The sequence below is a fragment of the Streptomyces sp. NPDC001219 genome (assembly GCF_053597915.1).
Window position 1 is genome coordinate 1 of the sequence record NZ_JBSFJF010000109.1, and the last position, 18,660, is coordinate 18,660.

The following is an 18,660-nucleotide window of genomic DNA, read 5'->3' on the forward strand; positions in this document are numbered from 1 at the left end:
AGTATCGGGGCGACCCTCCGCCTTGCGATCGCACGCACCAGACGCCGCGGGGCCGCCCTTCGGGCGAACGACGGGAGTTTGACGACAGGTCCTAGCGGGCGCGGTGGCGCCGTCGCGCACCCGGCGCGCGTGAGACTCGTCACGCCGCCGGAGTCCGTGCCGTCCGGTGTCGCCCGTTCCGCCCTCCCCGCCCGGGGCCCGTCCCCCGGCGGCGGGCCACGGGTGTCCGGACCTCCTGCCCTGCCCCCAGCCCCGGCCCGTACGCTGTCCTTCGTGACAGAGCCAGTGGTGCGCATCCCGGATGCGAAGGTCGCGCTGTCCACGGCCTCGGTGTATCCGGAGTCGACGGCGACGGCCTTCGAGATCGCCGCGCGCCTCGGCTACGACGGCGTCGAGGTCATGGTGTGGACCGATCCGGTCAGCCAGGACATCGAGGCGCTGCGCCGGCTCTCGGACTACCACGGGGTGCCGGTGCTGGCCGTCCACGCCCCGTGTCTGCTGATCACCCAGCGGGTCTGGTCCACCGACCCGTGGGTCAAGCTCCAGCGCGCCCGTAACGCCGCGGAGAAGCTGGGCGCCTCCACGGTGGTCGTGCACCCGCCGTTCCGCTGGCAGCGCAGCTATGCACGGGAGTTCGTCCGCGGCGTGTGGCGGATGGCGCACGAGACGGACGTGAAGTTCGCCGTCGAGAACATGTACCCCTGGCGCTACCGGGACCGCGAGATGCTCGCGTACGCCCCCGACTGGGACCCCACCAACGACGACTACCGGCACTTCACGGTCGACCTGTCGCACACCGCCACCGCGCGCAACGACGCGCTGGAGATGGTGGAGCGGATGGGTGACCGGCTGGCGCACGTCCACCTCGCCGACGGCAACGGCTCCGCCAAGGACGAGCACCTGGTGCCGGGCCGCGGCAGCCAGCCCTGCGCCGCGGTGCTGGAGCGGCTGGCCACGAGCGGCTTCGACGGCCATGTGGTCGTCGAGGTCAACACCCGCCGGGCGATGTCCGCCGCCGAACGCGAGGCCGACCTGGCCGAGGCGCTCGCCTTCACCCGGCTGCACCTCGCCTCGCCGACCTGGGTCCCGGGCTCGTGAGCGGTGGCCGGGACGACGCGTCCCCGGAGCCCGGCACGCCACCCGCACCGGCCCGCCGCCGGGGCCGCCCGGCCCGCGCCGCCGCCGAGGCCGGCCCCGGAGCCCGGGAGCGCATCCTGGCCGCGGCCCGTACGGAGTTCGCCGCGCGCGGCTACGACAGGACCTCGGTCCGCGGTATCGCCAAGGCGGCCGGGGTGGACGCGGCGCTGGTCCACCACTACTTCGGCACCAAGGAGCAGGTCTTCGCGGCGGCCATCGAGCTGACCTTCGGGCCCGCGCTGACCATGCCCGACGCGCTGGCGGGCGGCGGCGCTGACGTGGGCGAGCGGATGGCCCGCTTCATGTTCGGCATCTGGGAGAACCCGGTCAGCCGTCCCGCGCTGCTGGCGATCATGCGCTCGGCGCTGACCAACGACACCGCGGCGGCCGTGCTGCGCGGCCTCATCGAGCGCCGGATGCTCCAGCGGGTCGCGGGTGAACTGGACGTCCCCGACCCGGAGTTCCGGGTGCAGCTGGCCGCCGGGCACCTGATCGGGATCGCCGTGCTGCGCTATGTGATCAAGATGGACCCGGTGGCCTCGGCGGACCCGGAGGAGATCATCGCCATGGTCGCGCCGACCCTCCAGCGGTATCTGACCCAGCCGTGACGCAGCCCTGACAAGTACCCCTCTGGGGCGCCCCACCGGCCCGCCGACGCCCCGGACCTGCGAGAACTCCTCCCGATCCGCTGTCCGCACTGCGGTCAGACGTCTCACATGCCGGAGAGGCTGTCCAGATCTTGGATCAGGAGCGTAATCTCGACAGGAGCTGATATATGACGCCGCCCGGTACGCGGCCAGGGGGCCGGGTACCGGCACCGGCGGTCGTACGGACGATCCCGAGGGAGTGACCCACCGTGCCTGATCTGAGGTCCCGCACCGTTACCCATGGCCGCAACATGGCCGGCGCCCGAGCCCTTATGCAGGCCTCCGGCGTAGCGCGCGAGGACTTCGGCAAGCCGATCATCGCGGTCGCCAACAGCTTCACCGAGTTCGTGCCCGGCCACACCCACCTCCAGCCGGTCGGCCGGATCGTCTCCGAGGCGATCCACGCCGCGGGCGGCATCGCGCGCGAGTTCAACACCATCGCGGTCGACGACGGCATCGCGATGGGCCACGGCGGCATGCTCTACAGCCTGCCCTCCCGCGACCTGATCGCCGACTCCGTCGAGTACATGGTCGAGGCGCACTGCGCGGACGCGCTGATCTGCATCTCCAACTGCGACAAGATCACCCCCGGCATGCTGATGGCCGCGATGCGCCTCAACATCCCGGCCGTCTTCGTCTCCGGCGGCCCGATGGAGTCCGGCAAGACCACCCTCGTCGACGGCACCGTCCGCACCCTCGACCTCGTCGACGCGATCTCCGACGCCGTCAACGACAAGATCTCGGACGAGGACATCCTCCGCATCGAGGAGAACGCCTGCCCGACCTGCGGCTCCTGTTCCGGCATGTTCACCGCCAACTCGATGAACTGCCTGACCGAGGCCATCGGCCTCTCGCTGCCCGGCAACGGCTCGACGCTGGCCACCCACACCGCCCGCAGGGCGCTGTACGAGAACGCCGGCCGCACGGTCGTCGAGATCACCAAGCGGCACTACGACGAGGACGACCACACCGTCCTGCCGCGCAACATCGGCAGCCGCGCCGCCTTCGAGAACGCGATGGCCCTGGACATCGCCATGGGCGGCTCGACCAACACGATCCTGCACCTGCTCGCCGCGGCGCAGGAAGCCGGCCTGAACTTCGACCTGGACGACATCAACGCCGTCTCCCGCCGGGTGCCCTGCCTGGCGAAGGTCGCCCCGAACGTCGCCCCCGGCGGCACGTACTACATGGAGGACGTGCACCGCGCCGGCGGCATCCCCGCCATCCTCGGCGAGCTCTACCGCGGCGGTCTGCTCAACGAGGACGTGCACACCGTCCACAGCGCCTCCATCGAGGACTGGCTCAAGACCTGGGACGTGCGCGGCGGCTCCCCCTCCGACGAGGCCGTCGAGCTGTGGCACGCGGCCCCCGGCTGCAAGCGCTCCGCGACCGCCTTCTCGCAGTCCGAACGCTGGGACAGCCTCGACGTGGACGCGGCCGGCGGCTGCATCCGCGACATGGCGCACGCCTACTCCGTCGACGGCGGCCTGGCGGTCCTCAAGGGCAACATCGCCGAGGACGGCTGCGTCGTGAAGACCGCCGGCGTCGACGAGTCCATCTGGACCTTCGAGGGCCCCGCCGTGGTCTGCGAGTCGCAGGAGGAGGCCGTCGACAAGATCCTCAAGAAGCAGGTCAAGGAGGGCGACGTCGTCGTCATCCGCTACGAGGGCCCCAAGGGCGGCCCCGGCATGCAGGAGATGCTCTACCCGACGTCCTTCCTCAAGGGCCGCGGCCTGGGCAAGACCTGCGCCCTGGTCACCGACGGCCGCTTCTCCGGCGGCACCTCCGGCCTCTCCATCGGCCACGCCTCCCCCGAGGCGGCGGCCGGCGGCACCATCGCCCTCGTCGAGGACGGCGACCGCATCCGCATCGACATCCCCAACCGCGGCATCGAACTCCTCGTCAGTGAGGAGGAGCTGGCGGCCCGGCGTGCGGCCCTGGGCGGCGTCTACGCGCCCAAGCAGCGCGAACGCAAGGTCTCCCAGGCCCTGCGCGCCTACGCGGCGATGGCCACCAGCGCGGACAAGGGCGCGGTGCGGGACGTGACCCTGCTGGGGTGAGGCCGGGGACCGGCAGGTCCGGCGTACGGCAACGGCCCCCGTCACGGGCGAGCGACGGGGGCCGGTCTGTGGGGCCGCGGTGTCAGGCGCCGGGCAGGTGCCCGTCCTTCACGGCGCTCACGAAGGACGACCAGGTGGATGCCTCGAAGACCAGCGCCGGGCCGTGGGGGTTCTTGCTGTCACGGACGGGGGTGAGGGCGGGGAGGTCGTCGGAGACCTCGATGCACTGGCCGCCGTCCGAGTTGCTGTAGCTGGACTTGCGCCACGTAACGGTGCTCAGGTCGATGGTTCGCACGGCACTTCCTCCAACGTCTGCCCGATGAACTTCCGCGTCTCGGCTGGGGAAAACGCGAGATCGCGAACAGCATCGTACGCGCGTTGCAGACGCTCAACCGAGCCTGTTTCCTCGACCAGTTCGCCGTGGAGTGCGCTCTCGGTGTAGGCCACAGTGCCCCCATCCGGCAGTCGCAGAAACATGACGTCCGTACTCGCGAGCGAATGCAGCCGGGCACCGTGAGGAAGTACCTGGAGGGTCACGTTCGGCCGCTCAGCTACCTCGGCCAAGTGCTGCAGTTGCTCTCGCCATGCCTGTCCACTGCACAGCGGCGTACGGAGCACCGTTTCCGACAGGATGGTGCGAAACCGCGGCGGGTCCTCGCTCGTGATCAACCCGCGGCGCCCTACGCGTGCTTCGACCTGCAGTGCCAGCTCCGGGCCCTTGAGGCCACCTGCTACAAGGACTTCACGTGCGTACGCGTCCGTCTGGAGCACACCGGGCAGGACGCCCACGGCGTAGTGCCACAGGCTCACCGCCTCGGATTCCAGTGACATGTAGCGCCGGTATTGCTCGCGGAACTGGCTCGGGTCGCCGAGTGCCAACTCCCACAACGTCAGCAACAGTCCCGGCGTCCCATAGTGCTGGTCCAAGGCCTGGGCGACCTCCGGGCCGCCGAGGGTCTCGCCCTTCTCCATCTTGCCGAAGAGCGACCAGTCCCACCCCAGTACGTCGCCGAGCTGCCGCAGGCTGTCGCCCTTCTGCTGTCGCAGTAATCGCAGCTCTTCTACGTAGCGCTGACGCGGCTCCTGGCTCCGACCGGTGACCGCTCGCCTCGGTGGCATGGCGACCTCCTCCGTGGAAGGTGTGGAACTAACGGTGCGTGGCGGCGAAATACATCCTGCAGGTGGTATTCGCGCCCTTTTTCCCGGCCATTCTCGTGAAGGCCGGAATACGCACAGTAGTGGCGCTCCGGGGTCTCACGCAGGTAAACGGCAGACAGGAGTGGCACTCATGGTGAGGGAACGAAGGGCAGTGACCGACCCGATGGCCGAGGCCGAGGCGGCCTGTGAGGAGTTGGCCGCGGCGTTGCGGCGGACCGGCATCGTGCTGCCGTCGCTGATGGTCGACCCGGTGACGTACGGCTACGAACCGCCGCGCGTCCTGGTCGAGTTGGGGCGCTGCAACGTGGAGACGGCGCGCCGGCTCATCGCGGTGCTGAAGAAGGCCGCCCCGTGAGCGGGTGTGCCCCGTACGTGTCGCCGGCCTGCCATGTCGGCAGGCATCCGGCGTGTGACAAGGGCGTCCCCGCGGCGGAGACCGCCGGCGTTCCCGGCGTACGGCGCGAGACCTGTGCCTGCCGCTGCCATGAGGGCGGCGGCGGGCCCGCCCCTCACCAGCCCGCCGGGTCCTTTGTCGCCGCCGAGAACACCGTGCCGTCCGGGGCCGCCGCGTAGACCCGGCCGCGGGGGCCGTCCGTACGCGGGGCCGGGAGCGTCTCCACGAAGCCGTTGTGCCGCCCGTTCATCCGTGGCGGCGTCTGCCCCAGCATCTCGCCCGACCGGGCGTCGACCGCGAGGAGCCGGCCGTCCGCCGCGGTGAAGAAGAGCCGTCCGCCGCTCACCACCGGTGCCGAGCCGCGGCTGACCGAGGTCTCGGTGTCCCAGGTCCGCCGGCCGACGGCTTGCAGGGCGCCGCCCTCGGCCAGCAGGTACACCGAATCGCCGTCCACCACGGCGGACGCACCGTCCAGCGGCGCGGTCAGCTTGAGGCGGCGGCTGTGGCCGGTGGCCGGGTCGTAGCGGACGACGGCGGTGGTGCGGAACGAGAGCGTCGCGTCGGTGACGGTCAGGAAGAGCGCCCCGGACGAACCGGAACCGGCCACGGTCAGCGTCCCGGGCAGCCGTCGCGCCCAGCGGACCGTGCCGTCGGCCGGATCGATGGCGGTGACCTGGGTGGCCTTCCCGTCGGGGGTGGGCTCGGCCGCGTACGCGGTGTGCGGCGCGCCGAACGACGCGAAGAGCGGCAGCTGATGCCCCGGGAATCGTTTCTGCCAGCGCTGCCGGTGGGTGGCGCTGTCCAGCGCGGTGACCGTGCCGTCGGCCGCGGCCAGCAGGATGCGGTCGCCGACGACCTTGGCGCCGCCCTCGTACCCGGAGACGTCCTTGGTCCAGCGGGTGGCGCCCCGGCCGCCCGGCGACGGGTCGAGGGCCAGCAGCCGGCTGCCGTCGGAGGAGAAGACGTACAGCAGCCCGCCGGAGAGCACCGGTGCGGTCCGGGACACGGCCCATTTCGCCGCCTGCTTTCCGGTGGCGGTGGCGTCCTTGCTGCGCCACGCCACGCGGCCGGAGTCCGGGTCGAGCCGGGCGGCCAGTACGCCGGGCTGGCCGCAGAAGACGGCCCTGGAACCGGTGGTGCAGTGCGCGAGCTCGGCCTCGTGGCCCTTGGGGCGCTTGACGAGGGTGGTGTGCCACGGGCGGAAGTCGGCGTTCCCCTCGCGTGACGGATGGGTCTGGAGGGCCGGGTCCCGGCTGGTGCCGCCGAGGGAGAGGGCCTGGACGCCCGCATACGTTCCGGCTCCGGTCACGACGAGGGCGAGCGCGGCCCAGAGGGGCCAGCGGCGACGGGCGCGGAGGCGCGAGCGCGCGGGGGAGGGGTGGGAGCGCGAGGAGTGGGCGCTGGGGGAGTGGGTGCGGGTGGGGCGGTGGGGTGCGGCAGGGGCCGTGGGGAGGCCGGAACCAAGGTGGTCGAAACCGGGGTGGCCAGGGGACTCGGGGTGTCCGGGGGCGTCGGGTGCGTCGGGGCCGGCGAGCGGCGCGGGGGCGCGCACATGCGTGGTCTCGGCACGCGACGGAGCGGCCTCGGCCCGTACCGGCTGCGGCGGCTCCGGCTCCGGGCGATGCGCTCCCGGTTGCGACGGCTCCGAGGAGGGCGCCCCTGGTTGCGGCGGTTCCGGGCAGGGCGACCCTGATTGCGGCGGCTCCGAGCGGTGCGCTCCTGGCTGCCGCTGCTCCGGAATCCGCGCGGCAGACAGCGCCGGGTCGGGCAGCGCGCCGCCCGGCAGCGCGGCGTCGGGCAGTGCGTGGCCCGCGACCGCCTCGCCCGCTACCGGGGCGCCGTGGAACTCCACCTTGCCCGCCTCGGCGCCACCCCGCAGCAGATCGCCGATCGGCACATCAGGGCGGGGCACGTCCGTCCGCAGCAGCTCCATCAGCGCGTCCGGAGTCGGCCGGTCCGCCGGGTCCTTCGCCAGGCAGCTCTCCACCAGGGGCACCAACTCCTCGGGCACACCCGTCAGATCGGCCTCGTCGTGCACCACCTGATAGGCGACGAGATACGGGCTCTCCGAGTCGAACGGGCCGCGTCCGGTGGCGGCGTGCACCAGCACCGACCCCAGCGCGAACACATCCGCCGCCGGACCCACCTCACGCGGCCGCTGGAACTGTTCGGGCGCCATGAAGGGCGGGGTGCCGATCAACTTGCCGGTCTCGGTGCGCATTTCACTGTCCGAGGGCCGCGAAATGCCGAAGTCGATGACTTTCGGCCCATCTGTGGCCAGCAGCACATTTCCGGGCTTCAGATCGCGGTGCACCACCCCGGCGCGATGGATGTCGCGCAGCGCCTCGGCGAGCCCCGAGGCCAGCTGCCGCACCTCGCCGACCGCCAGCGAACCGTTCCGCTTCACATGATCGGAGAGCGTCGGGCCGGGGATGTGGAGGGTCGCCATCCAGGGCCGTTCGGCGTCCGGGTCGGCATCCACGACGGGCGCCGTGAAGGCCCCGCTGACCCGCCGCGCGGCCGCCACCTCCTGCCGGAACCGCCCCCGGAACTCCGGGTCCTGGGCGAATTCGGCATGGATGACCTTCACCGCGAGCAGCAGCCCGGAGGACGAGCGCGCCAGATGGACCACGCCCATTCCGCCGGAGCCGAGCCGAGCCTCCAGGCGGTATTGGCCGGCGTATTCCGGATGCTCCGCTTCCGGATTGATGCCGGAATCGCGCAGCGATGGCATGGTTCCACCCCCGTGTCATTACCCGTGCCATTCGGTCGCAAGTGCGACGCGCGGAGCCTAGTCGATGGCGCGTACGAGATGAATGAGGCTTGCTAGCGTGCGCGCTGTGGAACCGCGCCGAGCGGCTTCACGTGTTGCTCCACGAGCAACTCCGCGCATGGCGTGTGAAGTCCCGCACGAGCGGCTCCACGAGCCATGTCGCCACCATCGCCAACGGGGGAGAACGAAATGACCACACAGGACCATCAGGGCGCCGTGGAAGCGGCCGACGGCCAGACGCTCGCCGCCGCGGCGGGCGGTCTCACCTATCCCGTCGCGCCCGGCTACCGCGTCAAGGTCCGCAAGGGCCCCGGCACCGACTACCCGGTCGTCCGCCAGCTCGCCGAGGGTGCCACCGTCCAGATCCGCTGCCAGCAGCACGGCGAGAAGGTCAGCGGCCCGTACGGCACCTCGAACATCTGGGACAACATCGCGCCCGGCCAGTACATCTCCGACACCTACGTCCGCACCGGCAGCAGCGGCATGGTCGCACCACGCTGCACGACCTGAGCCCCAGCGCCACCGGCCACGGTCCCGGAACGCCGCAGCACCAAGACCGACGGGCAACCGGGCAACGCCCAGGCCTGCCGGGTGACCGAGCAACGTCGGGCGTGCCAGGCGACCGGGCCTGCCGCGGATCGCCAGGTGACCCGGCCAGCCATGGATCGCCGAGTGACCGGGCCCGCCGGGGATAATCGATGTCATGAGCGATGAGCAGCGGTCCTCGGGGAGCCCGGAGCCGGTCGGCGCCGCGTCCGGCGGTCCCGAGCCGGAGGCGATCCGGTTCTTCGGCACCACCTGGCTCCACCACGACGGCGGCTACGGCCTGCGCCGGGCCGGCGTCGCGGTGGGCTCACTCGTGCTCGCCACAGCGGGCGCGGCCGTGCTGCGCTTCGCGTTCCAGGGCCTGGAGATCGCCGACGTCGGCCCGTTCGTCGGCATCCTCGTCGTCGCCGGCTTCGCCATCTGCAGCGCCCTGGCCTTCCGCCGCACCTGGGACGGCTTCGTACGACGCCCCGACCCGGCAGCCGGGAGCGCGGATGACAAGTCCGGGCAGAGCCTGATGTTCATCGGCTTCATCGGCTCACTGCTCGCCTACTTCTGCCGCAGCCTCGTCGAGGCCCCCGGCGAGAAGCTGCGCCGCACCGAGTACACCACCGCCCGCGAACGCCACGAGCGCCGCCGCGGCAACCGCACCGGCAACCCCGCCGCAAGAAAGCCCCGGCCGAAGAAGCGCCGCTGAACGGCTCGGTGGGCAGCGCACCCACCCGGTGAGGCACCCCGTTGGGGGCGGCGCCGTAACGGCGATCCGTATGACGGGACAGCGGCCCACGGACGGCGGTCGGAGGGGATGCCCGGTGAGCCGCCCGCAGGACCCGGAGCGAACAACGGGGCTCCCAACCTCCGGGACCAGGACCGCCCGCGCCGATGGGGGCACCTCCCGGCCGAAGGCTGGGGGAGGCTTACCGGGCGTCCCCTCCGACCCACCACCCACCACCCGTAGGCGCACGCGGCCCAGCCACCGGCAACCGCACACCCACCGGCAAACCGCCCACCCACCCCACCCCCATCGGGCAAGATGACCCGCATGCCACAAAACCCCCAGCAGTATCAACTCACCCCGAAATCAACGCCGTTGCCCTCCAGCGAGCCGCCCCGGCACGCCACCCTCGCCCGAGCCTTCGACGCGGTGGCCGCCCAGTACGCCGCCGCCCGCCCCGGCTACCCACCAGCGCTCTTCGACGCGATCGAGGAGCTGGCCGGCCGCCCCCTGACGGGAGCGCGGGTGCTGGACGTAGGGGCCGGCACCGGCATCGCGACCGGACTGCTGGCCGACCGCGGCGCGCAGGTCACCGCCGTGGAGCCGGGCGCCGCCATGACCGCCGAGCTGCACGCCGCCCACCCCGCCGTCCCCCTGGTCCGTGCCCTCGGCGACGCACTGCCGTTCCGCGACGACGCGGGCTTCGACCTCGTCGGCTACGCGCAGGCCTGGCACTGGACCGAACCGGCCCGTTCCGTGCCGGAAGCGCTGCGGGTGCTGCGCCCCGGCGGCGCACTCGCCCTCTGGTGGAACGTCCCGGACCCGGACGTCGACTGGGCCGCCGAACAGGAGGCCAGGATCGCCCGCAGCCTGCCGGAGTACCACAGCCACAGCGTCGCGCCCGAGGCCCCCGACCTGATCCGCGGCCTCGGTCTAGGCCTGCACCCCGTCTCCCGGGTGCTGCACTGGACCCGGCGGGTCCCCGTCGACACCCACCTCGCGATGCTGGGCAGCCGCTCGTACTTATCCGCCATCGGCCTGGCCGCCGCGGCCCCCGTCCTCGAGGCCGAGCGGGCGGCCCTGCGCGAGGTCTTCCCGGACGGCATCGTCGAGGAGGCCTACGCCCTCGACCTCACCGTCACCCTCCGACCGCCCGCCCCGTCCCAAGGGACGGACTGAGGGCCCCGCGCCCAACGGCCCCGCGCCCAAGACCCGCCAACCGGCAGATACAGGCCGGGCCCAGCCCCGCCTCCACCCCGGACCGCACCCCGACCGCACCCAGGTGAACCAGCGGCGCACCCGCCGCGACCGAGCCGCGCAACTCGGCCCCCACGACGCCCCCACACCGCCCCCCTCAGTCGTCCAGCTCCGGCTTCCCCTTCTCGTACAGCCACTTCTTGAACAGCGGCTCCAGGTCCACGTCCGTGCGCTCCTGGCAGAAGTCGATGAAGTCCTGTGCGTCGGCGTTGCGATAGCGGTACTTGGCGGGCCACTCGCGCAGGATCGAGAAGAAGGTCTTGTCGCCGACGGCGTTGCGCAGCTCCTGGAGGAGCATCGCGCCCCGCTCGTACACGGGGGTGCCGGTCACGTTCTTCGCCTGCCCGGGTTTGCCCGGCGGGAAGGCCCAGCGTGAGGGGTCCCGGGTGTCCTCGTAGAGCGCGTCGAACTGCTCCTGCGGGGTCTTGCCGCCCTCGCGCTCCTCCCACAGCCACTCGGCGTAGGTCGCGAAGCTCTCGTTGAGCCAGGTGTCCGCCCAGGTCTTCGGGGTCACCGAGTCGCCGAACCACTGATGGGCCATCTCGTGCACCACGGTCGCGGTGTCCGGCGCCCCCGCGTAGACCGGCTTGGTCTGGGACTCCAGGGCGATCCAGGTGATCCGCTTCGGGGTGTCGTCGACGATCGCGCCCGCGGAGGAGAAGGGGTACGGCCCGAAGAGCTTGCTCTCCCACTTCACGATCTCCGGCAGCTTCCCCAGGGCCTCCTTGCTGGCCTTGGCCTCCGCCGGGTCCACCGCCACGTACAGCGGCAGCCCCTCGGGCGTACGGGAGGTGTGGACCTCGAACCTGCCGATGCCGGCCGTCGCGAGGTAGCTGGCCATCGGCCGTCCGTTGTGCCACCGGAAGGTGGTGCGGCCCCCGGAGGTCCGCTCGGACTTCAGCTCCCCGTTGGCGACGGCGGTGTAGCCCTTCGGCACGGTGATCGTGAAGTCGTAGGTGGCCTTGTCCCGGGGGTGGTTGTTGCCCGGGAACCACGTCATCGATCCGGCGGGCTCACCGGCGACGAACGCCCCGTCGCGGGTCTTGACCCAGCCCTCCGTCGAATGGTCCGGGTCCTTCATCTCCTGCGGCGTGCCCTGGTAGGCGACGCGGGTACGGAACTCCGCGCCCTTCCCGATCCCTTCGGCGGGCCGGACGATCAGCTTGTGGCCCTTACGGGAGAACTCCGCGTCCTCGCCGTCGACCTGCACCTTCGTCACCCGAAGGCCCTGCAGGTCGAGCTGGAAGGACCGCAGGTCGGTGCGCGCCTCGGAGGTGATCTCGGCGGTCGCGTCCAGGTGCCGCTTCCTGACGTCGTAGTCGAGGTCGAGACCGTAATGGCGCACCTGGTAGCCGCCGTTGCCGAGCGAGGGGAAGAGAGGGTCGCCCACCCCGCCGCTGCCCGCCGTCCCCCGCACACCACTGCTGGTGCAGGAGGAGAGCAGCAGAGCGACGGAGAGGGCGGCGGTCGCACCGCAACTGCGAAGGGGCCGGCGGTTCACAGCACTCCCGGGGTCGGCGGACATCAGCGTCCCGACCCTACGGTCATTTCCGCTCCCGCACCGGCCCTTCGCACACGGTGTCCTAGGGGGCGACGGACGGAGCCTCCTGCCGCGCGGTGCCGTCCGGGCCCCGGCGCTGTTCCTCCCAGGCCCCGAGCGCGGCCGCACAGGCATGGTCGAGATGCCGCAGCCCGGTCAGGTCCAGTTCGACGTCACGGTCCTTGGGCAGCGCCTCCAACTGGTCGAGCAGCTTGGGCAGCCGGAGGAAGGTGGCGTTGCCGAGGGCCCGTACGCGGATCGGCCGCCGCGGCCGTGAACCGGCCGCCGCGGTGTCGCCCGCCGGGTCGTCCAGCCCGACGATCTCCAGGTGGACGTGCGAGGTCTCCCACGCCGACTTGGCGACCGCCATCAGCAGTCCCAGCAGCACCCCCTCGAACATGTTGGTGGCCACGATCGCCACCGCCGTCGCGGCGAGCACCACGGCCTCGCCCCGGTGCTCCCGCCACAGCGGACGCCACTGCTTCACCGGGAGCAGCCTGACGCCCGCATGCACCAGTACGCCGGCCAGCGCCGCGAGCGGCACCACGCCCAGCGCCGCCGGGAACGCCGCCGCGAAGACCAGCAGCCAGACGCCGTGCAGTACCCGCGAGGCCTTGGTCCGGGCTCCGGCCTGCACATTCGCGGCGCTGCGGACGATCACCGCGGTCATCGGCAGCGCGCCGAGCAGCCCGCAGACCGTGTTGCCCGCGCCCTGCGCCATCAGCTCCTTGTCGTAGTCGGTCTTCGGCCCGTCGTGCAGCCGGTCCACCGCGGCCGCGCTGAACAGCGACTCCGCCGAGGCGATCAGGGTGAACGCCAGCACCGTGCCCAGTGCACCGGCCAGCGCCCCCGCCTCCGTCAGCCGCGCGAAGTCCGCGCCGCCCGGTGGCTGGACGACCTCCAGCAGGCCCGACACTTCTACCCGGGCCACCGGCAGATCCAGCACGAACACCACGACCGTGGCCAGGGCCACCGCCACCAGCGGCGCCGGCAGCACCCGCGCCGCCCGCCGCCACTTCGGCCACGCCACCAGCAGCACGATGGTCCCCGCACCGACCGCCAGCGCGGTCAGCGCGCCGCCCGACCCGGCGGTGTCCACGGCGAGTTCCGGCAGCCCGCCCAGGTTCGCCGGCCCGTTGCCCGGCGCGCGGGCGTCCACCAGGGCGTACAACTGCCCGGCGATCAGCACCAGTCCGATGCCCGCGAGCATGCCCTGGACGACCGCCACGGAGATGGCCCGGAACCAGCGCCCCAGCCGGAGCGCCCCCATGGCCAGCTGCAGCACCCCGGCGATCAGCACCAGCGCACCCAGCGTGCCGAGCCCGTACTCCTGCACGGCCTCGTAGACGAGCACGGTCAGCCCGGCGGCCGGACCGCTGACCTGCAGGCTGCTGCCCGGCAGTAATCCGGTGAGCAGCCCGCCCACGATCCCGGTGATCAGCCCGAGTTCGGCCGGTACCCCGGAGGCGACGGCCACCCCGACACACAGCGGGACGGCGACGAGAAAGACGACCAGCGAGGAGGTGAAGTCGGCGCGCCAGTCCGACAGCGCCTGCCGTGAGGGTATGGACGGCCGGGAGGAGTGTTGCCGGGCAGTACGGAACCTACGCATGGGGATGCCTCCAGCGGTGCGAGATGCGGTGGCGCACGGGTGCGCACGGATACGCACGAGCGGACGCGGAGCGGTACCGGGAGCCGGCGGCGATCCGCCGCACGGGGTGCTGCGATCGCCGGCTGCCGTGCACTGCCGCGCGGTGCGCGCCATGAGGAAAGGACGGCTGGAACCGTCGGATGCGCGGGCCGGGGGAGGCCCTTGGGGGCAGCTCTCAGCTCTCAGCAGCGGAAGACGAGGTGCTGGACGGGTAGTTCACCGGATCTCGACAGGGGTACGGCCTGCCGGCCGGTCAGCGGGGCGGCCAGCGGCAGCCGGCTCCTGCTCCGTACGGGGGCGGCGGTCGAGACGGTGGTGGCCGGTGGCGCCGGTGCGGACACCGAGGCCGTGGACCGCCCGTCGCGGCGCGGCGGGCAGCGGTCGCCGCCGGATTCCGGGTTCTCGGAGGGGTCCGACGTCCAGTCGGGGGCCGGGGGAGCGGTACGGCCGGTGCCGTTGGCGGGCGGGGCGGCCGTGAGGCGTTCCCCGTACACGCCCTCCGCGCCCATGGGCAAGGCCAGCAGGACGGCCATGACGATCAACAGGAGCCGGCCGAGGCCGCGGACCCTGGTCTTCGCCATCGTCGCCCCTTCCGGCGCGCCTGGACAGGTCATCCCATTGTGTCCAAGCGGACATGCAGGACCGCAAGTCGGTTTGTAACCACCCTGTAAACGCGGAGTTATCGACCAAGAACGGCCGGTTTCTTTCACTACGGCGCCCGCCGGTGCACGCAGATCCCCACCACGCGCCTCTTCCGCACCACACCTGTCCGGATCACCACCCCCATGGCCCAACCGCCCCGCCCCGCGGCCCGTTCCCTTCCCGTCCTGTTAGCGGCCTTGACGTCCGTCCCGCCCCGGAGGATTATTCATCGCATGATGAATAATGGCGGTGACCCCGCCGTCCACGCCCGTGGTCTCACCGTCACCCGAGGCGGCCGCACCGTCCTCGACGCCCTCGCCTTCGACGTGCCCCGCGGCCAGGTCACCGGCCTGCTCGGCCCGTCCGGCTGCGGCAAGTCCACCCTCCTGCGCGCCCTCGTCGGCACCCAGGCCAAGGTCACCGGAACCCTCGACGTCCTCGGCCACCCCGCCGGCGACCCCCGGCTGCGCCCCCGCATCGGCTACGTCACCCAGGACCCGTCCGTCTACGACGACCTCACGGTCCACCAGAACCTCGACTACTTCGCCGCCGTCCTGCACCCCGGCCGCTCCGCCCGCGCCCTGCGCCGCGAACGCGTCACCCGCGCCCTCCAGGACGTCGACCTCACCGGCCACGCCGACGCCCTCGCCGGCGCCCTCTCCGGCGGCCAGCGCAGCCGGGTCTCCCTCGCGGTGGCCCTCCTCGGCACCCCGGAACTCCTCGTCCTCGACGAGCCCACCGTCGGCCTGGACCCCGTCCTCCGCCGCGACCTGTGGCACCTCTTCCACACCCTCGCCGCCGACCGCGGCGCCACCCTCCTCATCTCCTCGCACGTCATGGACGAGGCCGAACGCTGCCACCGGCTGCTCCTGATGCGCGACGGCCGCCTCCTCGCCGAGGACACCCCCGACGCCCTCCGCGACCGCACCGGCTCCGCCACCGTCGAGGCCGCCTTCCTCCACCTCGTCGACCAGGCCACGGCCGCCACCCGGCCCCCGCGCCCCAGCACCCCCCAGGAGTCCGCGCGATGACCACCGCACCCCGCACCGCGGCCCCCGCCACCACGCCCTTCTCCCTCTCCCGCACCCTGGCCACCGCCGCCCGCGTCCTGCGCCAGCTGCGCCACGACCCGCGCACCATCGCGCTGATGCTCGTCGTCCCCTGCGCGATGATCGCCCTGCTGCGCTACGTCTTCGACGACCGCCCGGCCACCTTCGACGGCATCGGCGCCTCCCTGCTCGGCATCTTCCCGATGATCACGATGTTCCTGGTGACCTCCATCGCCACCCTCCGCGAACGCACCTCGGGCACCCTGGAACGCCTGCTCGCCATGCCCCTCGGCAAGGCCGAACTGATCGGCGGCTACGCCCTCGCCTTCGGCCTGCTCGCCCTCGTGCAGTCCGCCCTCGCCACCGGCCTGTCCGTCTGGCTCCTCGGCCTCGACGTCACCGGCTCGCCCTGGCTGCTCCTCCTGGTGGCCGTCCTCGACGCCCTCCTCGGCACCGCCCTCGGCCTGTTCGTCTCGGCCTTCGCCGCCTCCGAATTCCAGGCCGTCCAGTTCATGCCCGCCGTCCTGATGCCCCAGCTGCTGCTCTGCGGCCTGTTCACCCCGCGCGACACCATGCAGCCGGCCCTGGAGGCGCTCTCCGACGCCCTCCCGATGTCCTACGCCGTCGACGGGATGAACCAGGTCCTCCACCACCCCGACCTCACCGGCGACTTCCTCCGCGACACGATCGTCGTCACCGCCTGCGCCCTCCTCGTCCTCGCCCTCGGCGCCGCCACCCTCCGCCGCCGCACGACGTGACGCGGTGCGCCGCCGCTGCGGGGCGGCCGACCCCGGACCGGAACCCCCACGGTGCGAGGATGGCCGGGAAACGCCCAGCGCAGCGGAAAGGTGAACCCGCACGATGACCCAGAAGGTCGCAGTACTCGGCACCGGCAAGATCGGCGAAGCCCTGCTCAGCGGAATGATCCGGGGCGGCTGGGCCCCCTCCGACCTCCTCGTCACCGCCCGCCGCCCGGAACGCGCCGCCCAGCTCCACGAGCGCTACGGCGTCCAGGCGGTGAGCAACGCCGAGGCCGCCGAGGCCGCCGACACCCTCATCCTCACCGTCAAGCCCCAGGACATGGGCACCCTCCTGCGCGAGCTGGCCCCGCACCTCCCCGCCGGCCGCCTGGTCATCAGCGGCGCCGCCGGCATCCCCACCTCCTACTTCGAGGAGCACCTGGCCGCCGGCACCCCCGTCGTCCGGGTCATGACGAACACCCCCGCCCTCGTCGACGAGGCGATGTCCGTCATCTCCGCCGGCACCCACGCCACCGGCGCCCACCTCACCCGCGCCGAGGAGATCTTCTCCGGCGTCGGCAAGACCCTCCGCGTCCCGGAGTCCCAGCAGGACGCCTGCACCGCGCTCTCCGGCTCCGGCCCGGCCTACTTCTACTTCCTCGTCGAGGCCATGACCGACGCCGGCATCCTCCTCGGCCTGCCCCGCGACAAGGCCCACGACCTCATCGTCCAGGCCGCCATCGGCGCCGCCGTGATGCTCCGCGACAGCGGCGAACACCCCGTCACGCTCCGCGAGAACGTCACCTCCCCGGCCGGCACCACCATCAACGCCATCCGCGAACTCGAGAACCACGGCGTACGCGCCGCCCTCATCGCCGCCCTGGAAGCCGCCCGCGACCGCAGCCGCGAACTCGCCTCCGGCAACGGCTGACCCACAGCCTCCCCGGGGACGCGGCGGCCACCGCGCCCCCGGCAGGCCCGGTCCTCACCCCGCGGGCAGCAGCCCCACCGCCTCGAACGCCGCGTCCACCCGCGGCCGGGCGAGGGCCCGCGCCCGCTCGGCACCGCGCCGCAGCACCGCGTCCACGGCCGACGGATCGGCGGCCAGCTCCGCATGCCGCTCCCGCACCGGCCGCAGCGTCTCCACCACGGCCTCCGCCACGTCCTTCTTCAGCGCGCCGTACGAGTCGTACTCCTCGGCCAGCCGCCGCGGATCGCCGCCCGCACACGCCGCCAGCACATTCAGCAGATTCGCCACCCCGGGCCGCTGCTCCGGGTCGTACACGACATCCCGCTCGGTGTCCGTCACCGCCCGCAGCACCTTCTTCCGCACCACGTCCGGCTCGTCCAGCAGATAGACGACCCCCGCCGTCCGGGCACCCGACTTCCCCATCTTCGACGTCGGCTCCTGCAGATCCATCACCCGCGCCGCCACCACCGGCAGCGTCGTCCGCGGCACCACGAACGTCGCCCCGTAGCGCTGGTTGAACCGCACCGCCAGATCCCGCGTCAGCTCCACATGCTGCGCCTGGTCCTCCCCGACCGGCACCTCATGCGTCCCGTACGCCAGGATGTCCGCCGCCATCAGCGCCGGATACGTCAGCAACGACAACCGCACACTCCCGCCGCGCGCCTGCTCACGGGCGGCCTTCTCCTTGTACTGGATCATGCGCCGCATCTCCCCGTCGGAGGCCGTGCACTCCATCAGGTACGACAGCCGCAGATGCTCGGCCACATGGCTCTGCACGAACACCGTGCAGAGTTCCGGTTCCAGCCCCGAGGCCAGCAGCAGCGTCGCCGCCTGCCGGCTGAGCCGCCGCACCCGCGCCGGATCGTGCTCCACGGTCAGCGCGTGCAGATCCACCACACAGAACAGCGCGTCCGCCCGGTGCTGGTCCTCCGCCGCCCACCGCCGCACCGCCCCGAGGTAGTTCCCCAGCGTCAGATGCCCCGTCGGCTGCACCCCACTGAAGATCCGCGTCCGCGCGTCCGTCGTCATCGCCATCTCGTCCGTCCTTCTCTCCCGCACTCCCCAAGGAGTGCGCGTCGAGACCGCCGACCTCACCGGCCGGCTACGAGAGGGAGATACGCAAACGGCCGCCGAAGCGGCGGCCGTGGTCCTGCATGCGCTGTGGTCGGCCGCCGTCAGGCGAGCCACCACTGCTGTACGAGCGCATGCGTAGTCATGGGCCCAAAGTACCCCCACAACCCGTGCCTGGCACGGGTTTGAACAACCCCAACCCCTCGTGTAGTGTCCTCCGAGTTGCCACGGAGCCGACGGCCCCGGGCAGCCATCCCGCCGCTTCGCGGCACACCACTACTGCACGGCCCCTCACCGGGAACGATTTCGG

At 72.4% G+C, this 18,660-nt stretch carries 17 protein-coding genes; 10 read left to right on the forward strand and 7 right to left on the reverse strand.

Annotation, left to right across the window (positions count from 1 at the left end; all coding sequences use genetic code 11):
• Positions 1-273: 273 nt before the first annotated feature.
• The 3 genes from ACWC9R_RS35040 to ilvD all read left to right on the forward strand — a co-directional run bounded on the left by ACWC9R_RS35040 (position 274) and on the right by ilvD (position 3,844).
• Positions 274-1,098 carry a sugar phosphate isomerase/epimerase family protein gene (locus tag ACWC9R_RS35040; protein WP_450737712.1) on the forward strand — a complete coding sequence of 275 codons (825 nt, stop codon included), beginning with the start codon at positions 274-276 and terminating at the stop codon, positions 1,096-1,098.
• Positions 1,095-1,745 (forward strand): TetR/AcrR family transcriptional regulator, encoded by a 651-nt coding sequence (locus ACWC9R_RS35045; RefSeq protein ID WP_450737713.1) that lies wholly within the window; start codon positions 1,095-1,097, stop codon positions 1,743-1,745. Before ACWC9R_RS35040 ends, ACWC9R_RS35045 begins: the two co-directional genes overlap by 4 nt.
• 248 nt (positions 1,746-1,993) lie before the next feature.
• Entirely contained in the window at positions 1,994-3,844 is a 1,851-nt protein-coding gene (gene ilvD / locus ACWC9R_RS35050; RefSeq protein ID WP_450737715.1) for a dihydroxy-acid dehydratase, read from the forward strand.
• An 82-nt stretch (positions 3,845-3,926) separates the two neighbouring features.
• Here the strand turns inward: ilvD and ACWC9R_RS35055 are convergent, their stop codons facing one another.
• Both ACWC9R_RS35055 and ACWC9R_RS35060 read right to left on the reverse strand, forming a co-directional pair.
• A complete protein-coding gene (locus tag ACWC9R_RS35055; RefSeq protein ID WP_450737716.1) occupies positions 3,927-4,139 on the reverse strand; it encodes a DUF397 domain-containing protein in 213 nt (70 codons plus the stop codon).
• Positions 4,121-4,963 carry a helix-turn-helix domain-containing protein gene (locus ACWC9R_RS35060; protein WP_450737718.1) on the reverse strand — a complete coding sequence of 281 codons (843 nt, stop codon included), beginning with the start codon at positions 4,961-4,963 and terminating at the stop codon, positions 4,121-4,123. Before ACWC9R_RS35060 ends, ACWC9R_RS35055 begins: the two co-directional genes overlap by 19 nt.
• A gap of 202 nt (positions 4,964-5,165) precedes the next feature.
• On the opposite strand from ACWC9R_RS35060, the gene ACWC9R_RS35065 reads away from it, so the two are divergent.
• Positions 5,166-5,357, forward strand: a complete 192-nt coding sequence (locus tag ACWC9R_RS35065) for a hypothetical protein (RefSeq protein WP_450737739.1) — start codon at positions 5,166-5,168, stop codon at positions 5,355-5,357.
• Between the two features lie 154 nt (positions 5,358-5,511).
• Here the strand turns inward: ACWC9R_RS35065 and ACWC9R_RS35070 are convergent, their stop codons facing one another.
• Entirely contained in the window at positions 5,512-8,130 is a 2,619-nt protein-coding gene (locus ACWC9R_RS35070; protein ID WP_450737720.1) for a protein kinase domain-containing protein, read from the reverse strand.
• Between the two features lie 228 nt (positions 8,131-8,358).
• Here ACWC9R_RS35070 and ACWC9R_RS35075 point away from each other — a divergent pair, with 228 nt between their 5' ends.
• From ACWC9R_RS35075 to ACWC9R_RS35085, 3 genes are all read left to right on the forward strand, one after another.
• Positions 8,359-8,679 (forward strand): peptidase, encoded by a 321-nt coding sequence (locus ACWC9R_RS35075; protein WP_450737721.1) that lies wholly within the window; start codon positions 8,359-8,361, stop codon positions 8,677-8,679.
• 193 nt (positions 8,680-8,872) lie between these two features.
• Positions 8,873-9,412: a hypothetical protein gene (locus tag ACWC9R_RS35080; protein ID WP_450737723.1), complete on the forward strand. Its 540-nt coding sequence runs from the start codon at positions 8,873-8,875 to the stop codon at positions 9,410-9,412.
• Positions 9,413-9,757: 345 nt separating this feature from the next.
• The gene (locus ACWC9R_RS35085; protein ID WP_450737725.1) at positions 9,758-10,609 is read left to right on the forward strand and encodes a class I SAM-dependent methyltransferase; all 852 of its coding nucleotides are present in this window, start codon (positions 9,758-9,760) and stop codon (positions 10,607-10,609) included.
• Positions 10,610-10,784: 175 nt separating this feature from the next.
• Here the strand turns inward: ACWC9R_RS35085 and ACWC9R_RS35090 are convergent, their stop codons facing one another.
• The 3 genes from ACWC9R_RS35090 to ACWC9R_RS35100 form a co-directional block, all read right to left on the reverse strand.
• Complete coding sequence (locus ACWC9R_RS35090) at positions 10,785-12,212, reverse strand: M1 family metallopeptidase (protein ID WP_450737726.1); 1,428 nt, start codon at positions 12,210-12,212, stop codon at positions 10,785-10,787.
• 58 nt (positions 12,213-12,270) lie between these two features.
• Positions 12,271-13,839 carry a SulP family inorganic anion transporter gene (locus tag ACWC9R_RS35095; RefSeq protein WP_450737728.1) on the reverse strand — a complete coding sequence of 523 codons (1,569 nt, stop codon included), beginning with the start codon at positions 13,837-13,839 and terminating at the stop codon, positions 12,271-12,273.
• Positions 13,840-14,060: 221 nt separating this feature from the next.
• A complete protein-coding gene (locus ACWC9R_RS35100) occupies positions 14,061-14,459 on the reverse strand; it encodes a hypothetical protein (protein WP_450737729.1) in 399 nt (132 codons plus the stop codon).
• A gap of 294 nt (positions 14,460-14,753) precedes the next feature.
• Between ACWC9R_RS35100 and ACWC9R_RS35105 the strand changes: the two genes are divergently transcribed.
• The 3 genes from ACWC9R_RS35105 (at position 14,754) to proC (ending at position 17,240) form a co-directional block, all read left to right on the forward strand.
• On the forward strand, positions 14,754-15,551 hold the full coding sequence (locus ACWC9R_RS35105) for an ABC transporter ATP-binding protein (protein WP_450737731.1): 798 nt from the start codon (positions 14,754-14,756) through the stop codon (positions 15,549-15,551).
• Complete coding sequence (locus tag ACWC9R_RS35110) at positions 15,548-16,327, forward strand: ABC transporter permease (RefSeq protein ID WP_450737733.1); 780 nt, start codon at positions 15,548-15,550, stop codon at positions 16,325-16,327. The genes ACWC9R_RS35105 and ACWC9R_RS35110 overlap by 4 nt, the downstream gene beginning before the upstream one ends.
• Positions 16,328-16,430: 103 nt before the next feature.
• Complete coding sequence (gene proC, locus ACWC9R_RS35115) at positions 16,431-17,240, forward strand: pyrroline-5-carboxylate reductase (protein ID WP_450737735.1); 810 nt, start codon at positions 16,431-16,433, stop codon at positions 17,238-17,240.
• Positions 17,241-17,294: 54 nt separating this feature from the next.
• On the opposite strand, the gene trpS is transcribed toward proC, so the two are convergent.
• Complete coding sequence (trpS, locus tag ACWC9R_RS35120; protein ID WP_450737737.1) at positions 17,295-18,314, reverse strand: tryptophan--tRNA ligase; 1,020 nt, start codon at positions 18,312-18,314, stop codon at positions 17,295-17,297.
• Between the last annotated feature and the right edge of the window lie 346 nt (positions 18,315-18,660).

Bases quoted from the DNA above. Each gene is read 5' to 3' on its own strand.
- ACWC9R_RS35060 (WP_450737718.1), bottom strand. From the start codon at position 4,963: ATGCCACCGAGGCGAGCGGTCACCGGTCGGAGCCAGGAGCCGCGTCAG.
- ACWC9R_RS35065 (WP_450737739.1), top strand. From the start codon at position 5,166: ATGGCCGAGGCCGAGGCGGCCTGTGAGGAGTTGGCCGCGGCGTTGCGG.
- ACWC9R_RS35095 (WP_450737728.1), bottom strand. From the start codon at position 13,839: ATGCGTAGGTTCCGTACTGCCCGGCAACACTCCTCCCGGCCGTCCATA.
- ACWC9R_RS35105 (WP_450737731.1), top strand. From the start codon at position 14,754: ATGATGAATAATGGCGGTGACCCCGCCGTCCACGCCCGTGGTCTCACC.
- proC (WP_450737735.1), top strand. From the start codon at position 16,431: ATGACCCAGAAGGTCGCAGTACTCGGCACCGGCAAGATCGGCGAAGCC.
- ACWC9R_RS35085 (WP_450737725.1), top strand. From the start codon at position 9,758: ATGCCACAAAACCCCCAGCAGTATCAACTCACCCCGAAATCAACGCCG.
- ACWC9R_RS35070 (WP_450737720.1), bottom strand. From the start codon at position 8,130: ATGCCATCGCTGCGCGATTCCGGCATCAATCCGGAAGCGGAGCATCCG.
- ACWC9R_RS35110 (WP_450737733.1), top strand. From the start codon at position 15,548: ATGACCACCGCACCCCGCACCGCGGCCCCCGCCACCACGCCCTTCTCC.
- ACWC9R_RS35080 (WP_450737723.1), top strand. From the start codon at position 8,873: ATGAGCGATGAGCAGCGGTCCTCGGGGAGCCCGGAGCCGGTCGGCGCC.
- trpS (WP_450737737.1), bottom strand. From the start codon at position 18,314: ATGGCGATGACGACGGACGCGCGGACGCGGATCTTCAGTGGGGTGCAG.
- ACWC9R_RS35090 (WP_450737726.1), bottom strand. From the start codon at position 12,212: ATGTCCGCCGACCCCGGGAGTGCTGTGAACCGCCGGCCCCTTCGCAGT.
- ACWC9R_RS35075 (WP_450737721.1), top strand. From the start codon at position 8,359: ATGACCACACAGGACCATCAGGGCGCCGTGGAAGCGGCCGACGGCCAG.
- ACWC9R_RS35100 (WP_450737729.1), bottom strand. From the start codon at position 14,459: ATGGCGAAGACCAGGGTCCGCGGCCTCGGCCGGCTCCTGTTGATCGTC.